14 protein-coding genes and 1 pseudogene are annotated in these 14,865 nt (G+C 34.6%); 7 read left to right on the top strand and 8 right to left on the bottom strand.

Translation table 11 applies throughout. The features are described 5' to 3' along the window. A partial coding sequence (locus LACDD01_RS00485) for a hypothetical protein (RefSeq protein WP_197458015.1) occupies nucleotides 1-626 on the top strand: 626 nt, incomplete at its 5' end. Here LACDD01_RS00485 and LACDD01_RS00480 read toward each other — a convergent pair. After that, a complete protein-coding gene (locus tag LACDD01_RS00480) occupies nucleotides 618-1,409 on the bottom strand; it encodes a class I SAM-dependent methyltransferase (RefSeq protein ID WP_061412556.1) in 792 nt (263 codons plus the stop codon). The genes LACDD01_RS00485 and LACDD01_RS00480 overlap by 9 nt on opposite strands. Before the next feature lie 104 nt (nucleotides 1,410-1,513). Here LACDD01_RS00480 and LACDD01_RS00475 point away from each other — a divergent pair, with 104 nt between their 5' ends. Both LACDD01_RS00475 and LACDD01_RS00470 read left to right on the top strand, forming a co-directional pair. Next, nucleotides 1,514-2,407, top strand: a complete 894-nt coding sequence (locus tag LACDD01_RS00475; protein ID WP_061412553.1) for a tyrosine-type recombinase/integrase — start codon at nucleotides 1,514-1,516, stop codon at nucleotides 2,405-2,407. Between the two features lie 222 nt (nucleotides 2,408-2,629). Beyond that, the gene (locus LACDD01_RS00470) at nucleotides 2,630-3,787 is read left to right on the top strand and encodes a restriction endonuclease subunit S (protein ID WP_082779235.1); all 1,158 of its coding nucleotides are present in this window, start codon (nucleotides 2,630-2,632) and stop codon (nucleotides 3,785-3,787) included. 33 nt (nucleotides 3,788-3,820) lie between these two features. Here the strand turns inward: LACDD01_RS00470 and LACDD01_RS00465 are convergent, their stop codons facing one another. The 4 genes from LACDD01_RS00465 to LACDD01_RS00450 form a co-directional block, all read right to left on the bottom strand. Further along, on the bottom strand, nucleotides 3,821-4,765 hold the full coding sequence (locus LACDD01_RS00465; RefSeq protein WP_061412547.1) for a tyrosine-type recombinase/integrase: 945 nt from the start codon (nucleotides 4,763-4,765) through the stop codon (nucleotides 3,821-3,823). Between the two features lie 70 nt (nucleotides 4,766-4,835). Continuing rightward, nucleotides 4,836-6,017 carry a restriction endonuclease subunit S gene (locus LACDD01_RS00460; RefSeq protein WP_061412544.1) on the bottom strand — a complete coding sequence of 394 codons (1,182 nt, stop codon included), beginning with the start codon at nucleotides 6,015-6,017 and terminating at the stop codon, nucleotides 4,836-4,838. A gap of 4 nt (nucleotides 6,018-6,021) precedes the next feature. Beyond that, a complete protein-coding gene (locus LACDD01_RS00455; protein WP_061412541.1) occupies nucleotides 6,022-7,614 on the bottom strand; it encodes a type I restriction-modification system subunit M in 1,593 nt (530 codons plus the stop codon). Between the two features lie 43 nt (nucleotides 7,615-7,657). Further along, nucleotides 7,658-10,645: a DEAD/DEAH box helicase family protein gene (locus LACDD01_RS00450; RefSeq protein WP_061412538.1), complete on the bottom strand. Its 2,988-nt coding sequence runs from the start codon at nucleotides 10,643-10,645 to the stop codon at nucleotides 7,658-7,660. Between the two features lie 373 nt (nucleotides 10,646-11,018). Between LACDD01_RS00450 and LACDD01_RS11745 the strand changes: the two are divergent. Both LACDD01_RS11745 and LACDD01_RS11395 read left to right on the top strand, forming a co-directional pair. Beyond that, nucleotides 11,019-11,888, top strand: a pseudogene (locus LACDD01_RS11745) (IS3 family transposase); the annotation flags it as partial. 176 nt (nucleotides 11,889-12,064) lie between these two features. Continuing rightward, nucleotides 12,065-12,322, top strand: a complete 258-nt coding sequence (locus tag LACDD01_RS11395) for a transposase (RefSeq protein WP_156468502.1) — start codon at nucleotides 12,065-12,067, stop codon at nucleotides 12,320-12,322. A 9-nt stretch (nucleotides 12,323-12,331) separates the two neighbouring features. On the opposite strand, the gene LACDD01_RS00435 is transcribed toward LACDD01_RS11395, so the two are convergent. The 3 genes from LACDD01_RS00435 to LACDD01_RS00425 are packed head-to-tail and all read right to left on the bottom strand — an operon-like array spanning nucleotide 12,332 to nucleotide 13,397. Next, on the bottom strand, nucleotides 12,332-12,577 hold the full coding sequence (locus tag LACDD01_RS00435; protein ID WP_061412535.1) for a hypothetical protein: 246 nt from the start codon (nucleotides 12,575-12,577) through the stop codon (nucleotides 12,332-12,334). 44 nt (nucleotides 12,578-12,621) lie between these two features. Next, nucleotides 12,622-13,149 (bottom strand): hypothetical protein, encoded by a 528-nt coding sequence (locus LACDD01_RS00430; RefSeq protein ID WP_061412533.1) that lies wholly within the window; start codon nucleotides 13,147-13,149, stop codon nucleotides 12,622-12,624. After that, nucleotides 13,149-13,397, bottom strand: coding sequence for a hypothetical protein (locus LACDD01_RS00425; protein WP_061412530.1), 249 nt, complete (start codon nucleotides 13,395-13,397; stop codon nucleotides 13,149-13,151). Before LACDD01_RS00425 ends, LACDD01_RS00430 begins: the two co-directional genes overlap by 1 nt. Nucleotides 13,398-13,741: 344 nt before the next feature. Between LACDD01_RS00425 and LACDD01_RS00420 the strand changes: the two genes are divergently transcribed. After that, nucleotides 13,742-14,137 (top strand): CidA/LrgA family protein, encoded by a 396-nt coding sequence (locus tag LACDD01_RS00420; RefSeq protein WP_019291799.1) that lies wholly within the window; start codon nucleotides 13,742-13,744, stop codon nucleotides 14,135-14,137. Further along, a complete protein-coding gene (locus LACDD01_RS00415; protein ID WP_004256157.1) occupies nucleotides 14,137-14,835 on the top strand; it encodes an LrgB family protein in 699 nt (232 codons plus the stop codon). Before LACDD01_RS00420 ends, LACDD01_RS00415 begins: the two co-directional genes overlap by 1 nt. The last annotated feature ends 30 nt before the right edge of the window (nucleotides 14,836-14,865 follow it).

Genomic DNA, 14,865 nt, shown 5'->3' with positions numbered 1-14,865 from the left:
ATGCTTTTATAGCATTTTTATTAGCGCTAGTCACTTTTTTATATGATCAAGATCAAAGGTTTACTAAAAGGTTGAAACAAACTGATGACAATGCAAAACAAATGTCTAATGATGTGAAGAAACATTTACAAGTTATTAGACTCGATAAAACAGCAAAGACCTTTGATAATTATATCATTAAGCGTTTAGACCTTATCGAATCAATTAAGAACACTTCTTTTAATCTAAAGAAAGGTCATGAAGAAGCAGATGACAAGTTTAACCAAAGTGAAGCTCTAAGTAATGCGCCTTACAAAATAAAGCTGGCTATTGAAAATGGACTAAAATGGCGGGATATTGGAGATGATATTGAAATAGATAGATTTCGCAAATGGAAACGAATTTGCAATTGTGATTCTAAAATAGGACTATATGAATATAAAATATTAAACCATGTGGTACCTTATCCCAATTTTTTGATAGTAACGTATAAAGATGGTATTGAAGAAGTTTTATTTAATTGGGATCACCGAGGTGGAAATCCAACTGTGCTTGCCTCAAGAGAAACGGAGTTAGTAGAATTTTATCGTAACCAATTTACTTTATTGTCTAATGCAGCTAGTGAATATGCTGATGATTCATTGTAATAAGGCAACCCAATCTAAACTAAAGAAATATAATAATTTTTCGTCACAATTTGCCATATCTAGCCAATCAAGGATAACAGGTTTCTCATTTTCGGAGACCCTATCTAAAGTCCAATTGACAGTGCCTTTTATGTAAGGGAAATTATGGCTACCAAATGGTGAGAAAGCTTTGTATAACTCAAAATCTTGATAAATAATTTTTCGTTGTGAATTCGAGGTGGAATCGATTAATCTATCCATGTCATAGTAGCGAATCTGCCTAGATGCTCCAATGGAGTTTTTAACAGAATTATTAATAAGCGTTTGAATTTCAGGAGAAAATGGTCCAAATTTAATTTCATCCCCAGCAAATTGTCTTAAAGCGATTTCTTTGAATCCTCTTTCCTTTGAGAGGGTCTCAAACACAAAGTCAAGATTTTCTATATAAGAAGAAAAATTGAATATTAAAGTTAAATCTGCAGCAGGAATTTTCTCTGGTTCTTTATTAATATCAAGTTTAATCCACTCACACTTTCGATCCCAATTTTTAGATTTCGATTTTGCCTTAGCAAGTGAATCTTCATCTAGATCAATACCAATAAAATTACAATCTTTTGGTAAAAGCTCATTAAAAGTACTGAGCCAAAGACCTGTCCCACACCCAATATCTACTATTGATTTAGGATTTCGTAAAGCGAGATTTTTAGCAAAATCATACCTTAAATCTTTTTTAGCGTTATGATGATTCTCCAGCCAATTAGAATCCGAGAGCTGAAATCCTGAATTATTTCGTTGTGTAGACACAAAAACCTCCAAATAATCAAATATTATTGTAAGATAATTTTACTACTAATTTTCTTACAAACAGTAATATTATAGCACTTTAGTATTAGAAAGACTCTCAATATATGCAAAAATTTATCGAACAATTTATTCAAGAAAAAAAATTAGAAAATTTATCTCAATTAACTATAACCTCTTATCAAACTGACTTAAGAATATTTTACAATTTTTGTTTTCAAAATAACTTAGATATGTCCAATGGAATAAATGAATATCTTAAGTATTTAGAGGAAACTCCAGATTATCTTTCAAGTACTAAAAGCAGGAAATTAGTCACGCTCAAACTTTTTCATAGATATCTAGTCCAAAATCAATTTATTGACAAAAACACTATTTTTCCAATAAAAATTAGAAAAGAAAAAAGGCTTCCAAAGACTCTTCCATTAAAAGAATTACAGAAGCTAGTGGAGGTAGTTGAAATAATTCCGGATTCTCCAGTAAAGATTCGTGATCAAATTAGAAATTGTGCTATTATGACGCTTTTAATTAGTTTAGGACTTCGCATATGCGAAATTAAAAATCTTAATCTTCAAGACTATCAACCAAAAGAAGGACGCATTACTATTTTTGGAAAGAATAAGAAAGAACGAATTCTTTTTATAACAAATTCTCAAGATAAACTTATTTTAAAAAATTATTTAAAAACAAGAGAACAATATAAGCCACAAAATAAAGAAGATGCTTTTTTCTTAAATAAATATGGAAAAAGGTTTTCTATATATGGAATTGAAAATATCTACTTTAAATATCGCGATATTGCTAATATTGCTAAAAACTCCACACCTCATCATCTTCGCCATACTTTTGCTACTGAACTTCTTAATAATGGCGCTTCAATAAGAGATATACAAGAACTCTTAGGGCACTCTAGTATTACAACAACAGAAATATATGTTGAAGTTTCCTCCAAACGAAAAAGAAGAGTATTATCTAAATTTGGGATTCAAAAACATAAGTAATTCACTTTTTAGAAAAAAATTTTTATCATAATATCTTTGTATTAAATTGCTAGACTAAAAAATCTTCTTTATATCACAAGAAGAAAAATTACTTTTTTTTAACTATATAATTTACATATAAAATTTATACGCATTGTTGCCGCTAGCATACAATTTACAGTTTTGGGAATCATTATGTTTCAATATAATAAAACATCAAGTGACAGCTCCCAGTGAAATTCCATATTTTCTTTTTATTCCTGGGAACAGCGTAAGTTAAAAGAACTTCTTTCAGTACCAATAAACGATGGGCCACACACAACTCCAAAATTAATTGAAGAAGGGATTCCATTTATCTCCGTAGATGCAATTGTTGATAATAAAATCGATTTTGAGAGAAAACGAGGTTTTATTTCAGAAAAAACAAATGAAATTTATTCCAGAAAATATAGTCCTCAGTTTAATGATGTATATTTGGTAAAATCTGGTTCAACAGTTGGTAAAACAGCAATCGTTGAAACAAATGAACAATTCAATATATGGTCTCCATTGGCAGCCATGAGGACAGGAGAAGTTTCTAATCCGTATTTTTTATACTTCCTTATCCAAACTGATAGTGTTCAAAACCAAGTAAGAGGTAAATCTTCAAATGGAACTCAGCCAAACTTAGGTATGAGAGAACTTGAAAATTTTCAGATCGTTGTTCCACGTAAAAAAGAACAAATAGAACTTGGTAAATTTTTTAAATCTTTAGAGCACGCCATCACTCTTCATCAGCGTAAGCTAGAGAAGCTTAAACAGTTGAAAAAGGCCTATTTGCAGCAATTGTTTCCTAAACCAGGTGAGACGGTGCCAAAAATTCGTTTTGCGAACTTTGTGGGTGAATGGGAAGAGCGTAAGTTGGGTGAGGTAGCTGATAGATTTGATAACTTACGGATTCCTATCACAGCATCAGATCGAATATCTGGAGATATACCATATTATGGGGCAAACGGCATTCAAGATTATGTTGAGGGATTTACGCATGATGGAGAATTTATTTTAGTAGCAGAGGACGGCGCTAATGATTTAAAAAACTATCCTGTACAATACGTAAGTGGTAGGATTTGGGTCAATAACCATGCACATGTTCTTCAAGGTAAAAAGAGTATTGCAGATAATAAGTTTTTAATGAATGCTATTAAAAACTTCAATATAGAACCATTTTTAGTTGGTGGTGGACGTGCAAAACTTAACGCAGATGTCATGATGAAAATAGTTATTAAATCGCCGTCTCATGTAGAGCAACAAAAAATAGGCACCTTCTTTAAACAACTGGATAATATCACTACTCTTCATCAGTCTAAACTTGTTAAGTTAAAATTAATAAAACAATCTCTTTTACAAAAAATGTTTATTTAATATAAAAAGGCGTATCATATCGCCTTTTTATAATTAACCTATAGTTGACAAATGTCGCATAATCTTATCATTATCTTGATTTTCAAGTTCTTGGATAATATGAAGATACGTTTCTTGAGTTATTGACATACTTGAGTGTCCTAATCTCCTTGCTACAGTAGCAATCGATACATCAGCAAAAAGTAAGAGAGAGGCATGTGTATGTCTTAGACCGTGGATAGAAATACTCGGTATTTCTGCGTTCTTACATAAAACTTGAAGTCTGTTATTTACTGTTGAATTAAAGATACGTCCTTTAACAAAAATAGGTTGATTTTCAGGATAGAGTTTTACTAATTGTGAAAATTGCATAGCTGTTTGCCAGTCGAGCTGTACCTTTCTTTTAGAAGATTTATTTTTTGTCGGCTGAAACGTGCCTTTTGAAGATTTATAGTCCCAGGTTTTATCAATCGTTAATTTTTGCGAAGAAAAATCAAAATCATTTGGAGTAACAGCTAGCGCTTCAGAAAAACGAAGGCCTGTTTTTAATATTAAGAGAATAAACCAATCCCAATTAATCTCAGTTGTCAAATTCATCTGCTTAATTAGTGCTTGTACTTCATGTTGATTTAAAAATTTGGGTCTTTTTTTGCCGGGACTTTTTCCCTTTATTATTATTTTTCGTGTTGGATTTTGAGTAATTAGTCCGTCATCAACTGCATCTAAAATAGCACCTTTTAAATGGTGGTGAAAGTCCATCGTCGTCTGTTTTTCATGAGATATTGCATAATCGTTCAGTAATTTTTGATAATTTCGACGTGTGATATCGCATACTTTCAAATCTGGAACAAGCTTTTCAATATGCTGTTGGCTAATATAGTATTTTTTCAATGTTATTGGGCGCACCGCTCCAACCTTATATAGCTCAACCCACTCCTCAAAGTACTCAGAAAACAATTGTTTTGTTCTTTTATTTTTTGACAAAATAAAAACCTCCATGATTAATATAGTTTCGAAATTAAAATTTCTGTACTTATTTTATCAAGGAGGCGTATGTTAAATAAAGTTTTTAGATAAACATTTTTTGAAGTAGAGCTTTTTTGCAGGTTTTTAGTTGCTTTAATTTTTCTTGATGAAGAGCGATGAGAGAGTCTAGTTGCTTGAAAAAGTTCCCAATTTTTACTTGCTCATCATTTGATGGAACTAAAATGTTGAACTCTGAGAATTTAGAAATCCAATGACGTTCATGACTTTGTGGAACATATTTGATATTTTTCAAAGTGTTATAAACAAAGTAAAGATTTTCACCTTCTGACTTCAATCTCAATAGTTTCATCGCAGAACTTTTGACTTTAAAGGGGAAATCAACATAATGCGAGCCGGTCGTAAAGTCATCAAAAATGATCACTGGGTCTTTATTACTGGCATATTTAATGTTATCAGCCTCATCAGTATATCCAAGAATGAAACTCTGTCCTGCTGTTAAAACTGGTGTTTCAAAAGCATCATCATAATCTGTTGTTTTTACAATGTACTTAGTTGGTTGTTCATATTTCAGCAACTCACCCAACTTACGCTCTTCCCATTCACCCACAAAGTTCGCAAAACGAATTTTTGGCACCGTCTCACCTGGTTTAGGAAACAATTGCTGCAAATAGGCCTTTTTCAACTGTTTAAGCTTCTCTAGCTTACGCTGATGAAGAGAAATAGTATTATCTAGTAATTGAAAAAAATAACCAATTTGAATTTGTTCCTTACCACTAGGTAATAATATTTGTGCCTCTTTTATATCAACTGAGTTAATACTTTCAAAAGTTGAGCCTGTACTCAACTTTGTCCAATACCCATTTTTTTTCATCTTACCGAGCAGTTGAAATATAAATTCATTCCCTTTTATCGCTGCGACTCCACGTCCTAAAACCACGTTGTAATCAGTTTTCCCGATATCACCAACAGGTGCACGAACACTTAAAATTAAATCATTTTTTTCGGCTATTTTAGTTACTTGAGTAGTCCATACTCTTGGAAAAACTCGCCCGTTTTTCATATCTGCATTCCCTTGAACAAGAATATAATCTTCAGGATTAGTAGTATAATTTTCAGAGCTTGGAGACTGCCCCATTGTAATTTTAACTATTTCACCCAACTTACGCTGTTCCCAATCGTCAAGAAAACCTTTAAACCGAAGTGCTGGAGCTCCTTTCTTTTCTTTCAACTTGTTTTTTTCTGAGTCTAAATTTTCATCCTTCATCCTATCACTCTCCAAAAATCTGTTTTGTAGCTTCAATAATTTCACGACTCTCATCTGTCACTGCGAGTTGATCCAGCATAGCCAGAAATTCTTGTTCAGTTTTGCTGATTTCTTCATTAATCTCGACAATTTCTCGACTTAAATCCACAATATCGATAGGTTCTTCTTCCTCAAAGGTATCCACATAACGAGGAATATTTAAGTTATAATCATTCTCTATAATTTCTTCAAGAGAGGCAATATGACTATATTTGTCTATTTCCTTTCGATGAATAACGGTATCTGCGATTTTTTCAATATCTTCGGGACGCAGTTGGTTGAGATTTTTTACCTTTTCAAAACCTTTACTAGCATCCACAAAAAGAATATCCGAATTTGAACGGTTCTTTTTAAGGATAAGCACACAAACTGGAATTCCAGTATTCAAAAAGAGTTTATCTGGGAAACCAATGACAGCTTCAATTTGATGTTTATCAATCAGGGCTTTACGGATACGGCCTTCCGCAGCTCCTCTGAATAAAACACCATGAGGTAGAATAATCGCAACACGTCCATTATCTTTTGTATGATACAAACAATGCAAGAGGAAAGAATAATCTGCTTTTGTTTTGGGCGCAATGCCATATTCACGGAATCTTGGGTCATCTTCCCGGTCCTTATTATTCCAATGCGCAGAATAAGGTGGATTCGCCATAACTGCATCAACCATACGAGGCGTATCTTTTCCTTCAATCACACCGTCTGGCCAGTCACTCTCTAATGTATCCGCATGGTTAATTTGAATATCATTATATTCAATATTATGCATCATTAAATTCATTCGAGCTAAACGGTAGGGAGTTGCGTCTTTTTCTTGACCGAAATATTTAATCGCTCCTCTCTGGTAGGAATGTTTCATATAACTTGCAGTCGTTAAGAGGAGTGAAGCGGAGCCAACTGTTGGGTCATAAATCGAAAAGTGCTCCTCATTTTCTTTTCCAAAGGTTAATATACGAGCCATTACGTCTGATATTTCTTTTGGTGTATAGTATTGTCCCATATCTGATGCCAATACTGTAGAGAATTTTTCCAATAAATATTCGTAGAGATCAGATACTGTATCTCCTTCTGCTGAAAAATCAAACTCTGGGGCAGATAAAAGCTCGATCATAGAAATCATCACACTTGCTCGAGCCTGCGCATTATTTCCCAAATCGGAGCTATCAAAACGCATCCCATCAAAGATACCGTCAAAGTCTGCTTTTGCTTCAAACGCAATTTGTTGATTAAAATGCCCAAAGGCATCCGAAATCATTGGAATATTAAAGCGGTCTTCTTGGATTGCTTCTTCCCAATCTTTAAAAAATTCATGGGGTTGAATAGCATAGCCCAGCTTTTGTTTCATAAACTCTAATGCTTTTACAGGATTTTCTAAATAAACATTTTCCCACGTTTCTCCTCGTAAAACCTCTTCCAGCCATTTTGTGGCCTTTTCTGATAAATATTTATAAAATAACAGTCCAAAAATATAATCTTTATAGGCCGTCAAGCCAATTTGTCCTCTTGTTTGGTTCAAGAGGGCCCACATCTTAATTTTTTGTTCATTTGATAATGCCATTGCATTTGCTCCTTATCTCTTACGAGTTCTAATTTTTGTGTTGTTATAGCGAGTTGAAAAAGTCCATTAATGCATTTTCAAATTCTGAAGCACCAAAGAAGCTTAATTGTTCTTCTTCTTCAATGACTTTAACCACCTCTGAGAGTTTTGGGTTATCAAGTAGAGTATGCCCTGGTAAGAAGAGATCAAATGCCTCCACAATCCGATTCCCATTTACTTTTTGATTCGCCGCCCACCGACGTATTTTTAACTCTTGACGCTCTGTTCGATTTTTCTTCCTTGTTTCCTCTAAGGTTTGTGTCGTAAAGTGTTGCTTGATCTCCCCAGATTCAATATCTACGATGATATCCTTAATTTCTTGTTGGCTCTCTTCATCCATGGGCAAGATATGCTTTTCAATGTTGGTTTTATTCTCATCCGTTTGATGATCTATAAATAGATTTAAGAGCTCTACCAACCAATCATAGTCAATGATTTCATGGTCATAAAAAGATAAGCCTACCTTAATTTCAGTGAGATCTGGACGCTCCTTTTCTGGCAACTTCTCTCTTGCATCATTAAGTCTGGCTTGCAAAGCTCCAAATTCCTCAAAACTTGCAATATCAAGTTCAATTTTCTCCCCTGTTGCTTCCCCCTGACTATCAAGGAGATCAATCTCACTGCCTAACTCATAGCCTTGTTGGACCAAGCGTTGAATCTTGCTCTGTGTTTCAAATCCCAGCATCACAAATTTCTTCAAATCTTTTTCTCCACGAGGAAGTTGACTAAAATCTTCTCCTGCCAATTCTTTCAATTCCTGAACGGCTGGAACTAATTTTTGGATTTGATGACTTTGTGGTTCTGCTAGGATATTATCATCTTCTAGGGCTTCCGTAGTTTCATTGCGTGAATTTTCATCTGCTTCTTGTAGCGTATCATTACCACCTCGAGTATAAATACGTAGTGCATTCTCCACAAACTCTTTCATCCGCTCTCCTTGACGGTAGAACCTTACCTTACCGTGGGGCTTACTGTTCAAGTTGTAGGTACGGTTGGTTCGCGACATGGCTTGGATGAGCATTCCTTCTTTTAACTGTTTATCCATATAAATAATATTTACAAATTTTGAATCAAAACCTGTTAACAGTTGATCAGAGACAATCACTAAATCTAAACGTTCCTCGTCCTTTCCTTGGTTATAAGGTTTTTTACGAGCTAATCTCTTAGTTATATCAATCATATAAGACCGTGCAGGGTCTTTCGCACTTAAAATACTAGGAACATTAAATTGCTCACTATACTCTTTTATTGCTTTTTTTAGAGCTTCATTTTGTTCTTTGGTTCCTGGTTTATTGCTTTCATCTCGTGAGAAAGTCATCGCAACTTTCAAATGAGGGGCTTTTTCCTTAAATAAATTATAGTAATGAACGACAGCTTGCTTCCCTGAAACAGCCAACATCCCTTGGAAAACATTTTTTTCACGTTTCCCAGCACTTAAAGCACCGCTGGAAGTTTTATCCCAAGCGCTTAATATATCTTGAACAACCTCCTCGCGATAAGCGTGACTTTGGTAGATTTCTTTTTCATAATCTTGTTCTGAATATTTCTCTTCAGGATTTTCAATCACAACATCTGGATTAAAGTAGGTGATATCAAATCCTAAAACATTGCCATCGCCTATTGCATCCTTGATGGTGTAGGTATGTAACCTTTTGCCAAAGATATCATGAGTAGAAATATCACGAGTGGTTTCGACATTATTAATTTCATCACTATAAAAATTTGGCGTTCCTGTAAAGCCAAACCAAGTGGTTTTTTTAAAGGCTTGTTTTATCAGCTGAACAGATTCCCCATTAGCGCTTCTATGTGCCTCATCCATAATAATTACATTTCTATCATTATTTGTTAGGCCATTTTTTACCGCTTGTGTAAGTCCTTGTACGGAAATCAGTAAGATTTGAGAAGAGCTATTATTTTTTAACTCCCTTTTTAATTCGCTTCCGTTTACCTTCTTAATTCTATTTTTAAATTGAATATAAGCAAAATCTTTAAAGTTTTCCAAGGTCTGATCAACCAAGTCCACTCTATCCACAATAAATAGAACATTTTTTACCTTAGGCGTTGAGGCAAGGAGCTGTGAAACTTTAAAGGAAGTGACAGTCTTACCTGACCCAGTCGTGTGCCAGATATATCCCCCTTCTTTTTGTATGAGGTCGTTGGCTTCCATTTCTTTCATCCGTTGCAAAATTGCTCGTGTTGCTTGTATCTGATAGCTGCGCATCACCATTAAATTACTATTAGAGGCGTCTGGTATCATATTCACAGTAACTAAACGGTGAAGCGCAGGGATACCTAGAACCTGATGTGCAAAGACAAAAGCGTCTGTGATATCTTTCTGGTTTTCATCTCGCCAACCAAAGACAAAGGTTTTATTATAGTTTTCTAGACTATTGGGACGTGCAAAATAATTGGCAGAATGTTGGCTCATGATAAATTGAACTTGTACAAAGGAAAATAGCCCCTCGTATAAACCGTCTCCGTGATACCCCTTCAATTGTTCAAAAGCTCCCCACTGGTTTTGTAAGTGTTCATCTTTTTCTTCAATATGTGCAACAGGAATCCCATTAATAAGTAAGGCGACATCAATAATCCTTTTAGAAGTCAAGCCTTGAGGTAAGTCATCAAAGATCACTTGACTCACCACTTCGTAGCGTGAACGTCCTCCAGCCACGTCGTCTTCATAAAAAATTTCTACTTCTAAGTTAGAGCCATCATCTCTCGTTATGGGAATTGAACCCACCCCTCCTGCACCTACTAAAAGGAGCTGAGCATCGTAGGGAGTTTTTATACGTCGCACTTCTTGCATGACTAACCCAAATTCAACATCCGACAAAGACTTACCCTTTAATTTATGAGCATTAATTTCATTGAGCACTTCTCGCCAGTGATTTTCTATAGCCTTTATCGAAACATTAGACAAATCTTTACGAAAGGTCCACCCTTCTGATTCCAGCTTTTTGATTAAGGCTACTTCAAACCTTGCTTCTGCCATTCTATTTTCTCCCTCTCAATTTATAACCAAGTGATTCATCCTTTTTATTTTACCATTTATCAAAGGTTTAGGTGTGTTTTATTGACACCAATTAAATGTTTTAACTGAATTTTCCTACAATAGTTCTCTTCACCGTACAAGTTAAAAATAACTTGTATATGTGACGTTATGTATTATAATAGATGTAAAGAAAAAGGACTTTCTACTAACAAGTCCAATGTAGCCGATTAAAAATCGGTAGCAGTAATAAGTCAAAGACCCGTTAACGTACCATGTATAGCCCCTGTTAAAATGGGCATAGAAATAAAAACCTATGTGGAAGATGTCTAATAAACTAGACACAGAGTTAAGAGAACACATGGAAAGGTTTATTATGGCAAGAAGAAAATTCGATAAACAATTTAAAAACTCTGCAGTAAAACTTAATCTTGATGAGGGATACTCTGTAAAAGAAGTATGTCCAGAACTTGATGTCCCCACAAGAGTCTCTAGCGTTGGGTTCAAGAGGTTGAAGAATATGGCGAGAATGCTTTTCCTGGCAATGGGACAGCTCTAGCTGATGCCCAACATAAGATTAAGCTTCTGGAGAAAGAAAATCGTTACCTTCCGGAGGAACTTGAACTTCTAAAAAAGTTCCGGGTCTACTTGAAGCGAAACCGGTCGAACGCTTTGAATTTCTATTGAAACATCATGACAAGATAAAAATTAAGCACGCCATAAGAATCCTTAAGACTTCTCGTTCAGGCTTCTATGAATATATGCATCGTCGTCCCTCGCAACGACAAACGGAGCGAGAAGTCCTCTCTGAGAGGATTAATGCTGTCTTTCATGAACATAAGGGGCGTTATGGTGCTGTTAGAATAACACGTTACTTCATGAGCAAGGTATCCTTACCAACACAAAGCGTGTCAGTAAATTGATGCACTTGATGGGACTTTACGCTAAGGGAAGTCGTTATAAAAATAAATATTACAACAGAAAAGGGTCGTCGCTTTCAAGGCCCAATTTGATTAATCAGACTTTTAAAGCAACAGCGCCTAATAAAGTATGGTTGGGAGATATGACCTACATTCCAACAAAAGAAGGAACGTTATACTTAGCCGTGAATATTGACGTTTTTTCACGTAAAATTGTAGGCTGGTCCATGTCTTCACGGATGCAAGATAAACTTGTTATTGACTGCTTTTTACAAGCTTCTGGGAAAGAACAACCTCAATCAGGTTTGATTGTGCACACTGATCAATGATACACATTTTGAAACACGAGCATAGGCTACTCAAGAAATCTTCTTTCATTTTTACAAATACTAGATAAATGACGAATAGAGCACATACAACTGATGCAATAAGTGTTCCTATTGAGAGTTCGAAAACAAGACCAATCCCTATTTTAATGATAGCAGCATTTAAAGAATTTTGAATAAAAGCGAAGCCCAAAATAGATATTAAAGCACAAACAAATACGATTGAAAGTATTCACGCAAGTTTTCGAAAAGTCACTAAAAAAGGCGCTTTTCCAAATGAAAAGTCCTTATTAAAACTGCTTTATCTGCGTATATCTGAACTTGACTCTAAATGGGCAGTGGGTCATATTAGGAATTGGGCTTTGATTCTCAATCAACTCATGATGAATGATTCCTACTCAAAAAAGATTGAAAAGTATAGTGCATATCTCTAATATGATAAATTATTTTTTCTTACTTACACACTTTACTTGACAAACCCCATCTTCACTTAATTCTGATATTTTTTTTATCATAAATTCAATAGATTTCGAAAGATTTTCAGATTCAATACATTTCCCGTCTCTTGAGAAAGAACCATCTGAATTTTTATCTGCAGAATGGTCAATGTAATTTCTTATATAGAGTGGTAAGAAATCGGTTTTGCGACACTCTTCATCTGGCTGTATCCATTCATTGGGTATTTCCATGTCGTTACTCCCTTGTTTTAGGCGGTTGTACTTATGCTCCTCTTTTAATCAATTAACAAAAAACGTTTATATTCAATATTAGAAAGTATCTCTATATCAACCAGCTGTTTCCAATTCTTCTTCTGTTTTTCTGAAATCACTTTGCCTTTATCTAATCGAAAAATCCCATATTCTATTCTTGAGAAAATTAAGTCCGTAAGCTTTGTTCCTAAATCAGACATATATTTAGTCAAAGTAGTCGCAAGCTCGTCATCACTTTCTGGGAAGGAGAGTTCTTTATCAGATTCAATAAGAACAGCTACTTTTACCTCTTCGTTTTCTTGCTGAGATATTACATAATCCACTACTTTTACTAGTTGCATTTCTTTAGTCTTATAATCAAAAGAAAAATATTCTATTCCTTTGGATGATTTGAGATCCTCAAAATCACTATTCCAATTTTTTTGAGTACGAAATACACCATAGCCTGAGGAGTAAATTGTCATACTCTTTTTATCCATCGACTTATTAAATTGACGTGCATTTGAAATAAATCCTGGAGAATAAACTGTTACCTTTTTCTTTTCTTCCATTACTGCTCCTTTTGCGAGCGGTGTTCTCGCATCTCTTCTTCCACAATTTCAAGAATTTCTTCATTAGAAAGTTGAGACTGTTGCATGATATTACATATAATCATTGATTCCCATGGCAATCCTACATCTTTTGAAAGACCCAAACCTGTTGAAAGAAGGGCTTCAACCGTAAAGACTGGATCAACTTCTTCAAGCTCTAGAAAAACTCCTTTCTTTTTTTCATCAACCTTAAGTACAATTTGTGCCATATTCCAAACTCCTTATTAAATTTTTTTATACAGGTAGAAGGATTTGAACCTCCTCAATATAAAACGCAACATTTATACTGCCATTTACCTGTGAAACTAAAATAAATATTTTTTATTTTTTTGAAAAATATTTAGAAAAACAAAAAGCGTGAAAACATTATGTCTTCACGCTTTTTCTATATAATATTAATTTTTTTTGAAGCTCCCAGAACAAATAACATACCCGATTGCGCAGGGTGTACCGTTTAAATTTCCTAATTCGCACATAAAATTTCTTTGAAAATTCTTGAAAATCTAGCATTAAAGGGCTATGATAAAAAGAGTGTAATTTATAGGAGATGTTTATGAAAATTTATTTTCAGTTACTTATTATTTTTGGTTTTTCTTTCGTAGGAGATACGCTGTCAAACAGTTTGCATCTTCCTGTTCCCGGGAGTATTTTAGGAATGATTTTTTTATTCCTTGCGTTGCAATTTAAAGTTTTAAAATTCACTGATGTAGATGAGGTTGGGAGTTTCTTAATCAATAACATGACGATTTTATTTTTACCTGCTGGTGTGGGAATCATGGCTAAATGGTCCTTGATTTCCGATTTTTGGTGGCAAATAGCTTTGATTGTTCTTCTTGCTCTTATTGTGAATGTCTTTGTTTTAGGTCATTTGGTTCAATTTATTAAAGTCAAATATGAAGGAGATTACCTCGAACCAGAATTGTTAAAAAATAAAAGAGAGGTAAACTGATGGATGCCATTACTTCTAGCCCGTTATTTGGTTTAACACTTACTATTTTAATATTTATTATTGGTGTACGTATCAATGAAAATATACGTAAGCCTTGGACGAATCCCTTACTTTTTGCAACCCTCGTTATTATTTTGATTTTGGTTGTAGCTAAAATACCTTATGAGAATTATTACAAAGGAGGCGCGATATTAAACGACTTGATTGGTCCTTCAACTGTTGCCTTAGGTATTCCTTTGTATAAAACCTTCCAGCTCATGAAGCATCATGCAAGATCAATTTTAATCAGTATCGCTGCTGCTGCTCTTATTAATACAGTTATTACGGCCTTATTGTTAAAATTTTTCGGTTTATCAAAATTAGCTTCATTGTCCCTTTTCCCAAAATCTGTAACTACTGCGATGGCTATTGGTATCACAGAAAAAATGCAAGGTGTGACAACGATTACGGTTGTCGTGGTCGTGGCTACCGGAATCTTGACCAGTGTCCTTGGCGTGCCATTGATGAAACTTTTTAAAATTAAAGACCCTGTGGCCCAAGGTGTGGTGCTCGGCGGCACTGGACATGCCGTTGGTACAGGAACTGCTATTGAACTAGGAAAAGTTCAAGGCGCCATGGGAGCTTTAGCGATTGGCGTAACCGGGATTATGTACGTGATTTTTGCACCTTTAGTGGCACATATTATTCTGGGCTATTGAGTCTAACTGTCTGAAATTCTAACCAGTTAT

Source organism: Lactococcus sp. DD01 (assembly GCF_001578715.1).
Classification (GTDB): Bacteria; Bacillota; Bacilli; order Lactobacillales; family Streptococcaceae; genus Lactococcus; species Lactococcus petauri.
The sequence above is the reverse complement of the archived record's forward strand: the minus strand, read 5'-3'. Positions and strand labels throughout refer to the sequence as shown.

What these genes read in the sequence shown, in the direction of transcription:
- LACDD01_RS00455 (WP_061412541.1), bottom strand. Translation starts at nt 7,614, where the DNA reads ATGGCATTATCAAATGAACAAAAAATTAAGATGTGGGCCCTCTTGAAC.
- LACDD01_RS00430 (WP_061412533.1), bottom strand. Translation starts at nt 13,149, where the DNA reads ATGGAAGAAAAGAAAAAGGTAACAGTTTATTCTCCAGGATTTATTTCA.
- LACDD01_RS00415 (WP_004256157.1), top strand. Translation starts at nt 14,137, where the DNA reads ATGGATGCCATTACTTCTAGCCCGTTATTTGGTTTAACACTTACTATT.
- LACDD01_RS00450 (WP_061412538.1), bottom strand. Translation starts at nt 10,645, where the DNA reads ATGGCAGAAGCAAGGTTTGAAGTAGCCTTAATCAAAAAGCTGGAATCA.
- LACDD01_RS00425 (WP_061412530.1), bottom strand. Translation starts at nt 13,397, where the DNA reads ATGGCACAAATTGTACTTAAGGTTGATGAAAAAAAGAAAGGAGTTTTT.
- LACDD01_RS00435 (WP_061412535.1), bottom strand. Translation starts at nt 12,577, where the DNA reads ATGGAAATACCCAATGAATGGATACAGCCAGATGAAGAGTGTCGCAAA.
- LACDD01_RS00420 (WP_019291799.1), top strand. Translation starts at nt 13,742, where the DNA reads ATGAAAATTTATTTTCAGTTACTTATTATTTTTGGTTTTTCTTTCGTA.
- LACDD01_RS00475 (WP_061412553.1), top strand. Translation starts at nt 1,514, where the DNA reads ATGCAAAAATTTATCGAACAATTTATTCAAGAAAAAAAATTAGAAAAT.
- LACDD01_RS00460 (WP_061412544.1), bottom strand. Translation starts at nt 6,017, where the DNA reads ATGAAGGATGAAAATTTAGACTCAGAAAAAAACAAGTTGAAAGAAAAG.
- LACDD01_RS00465 (WP_061412547.1), bottom strand. Translation starts at nt 4,765, where the DNA reads ATGGAGGTTTTTATTTTGTCAAAAAATAAAAGAACAAAACAATTGTTT.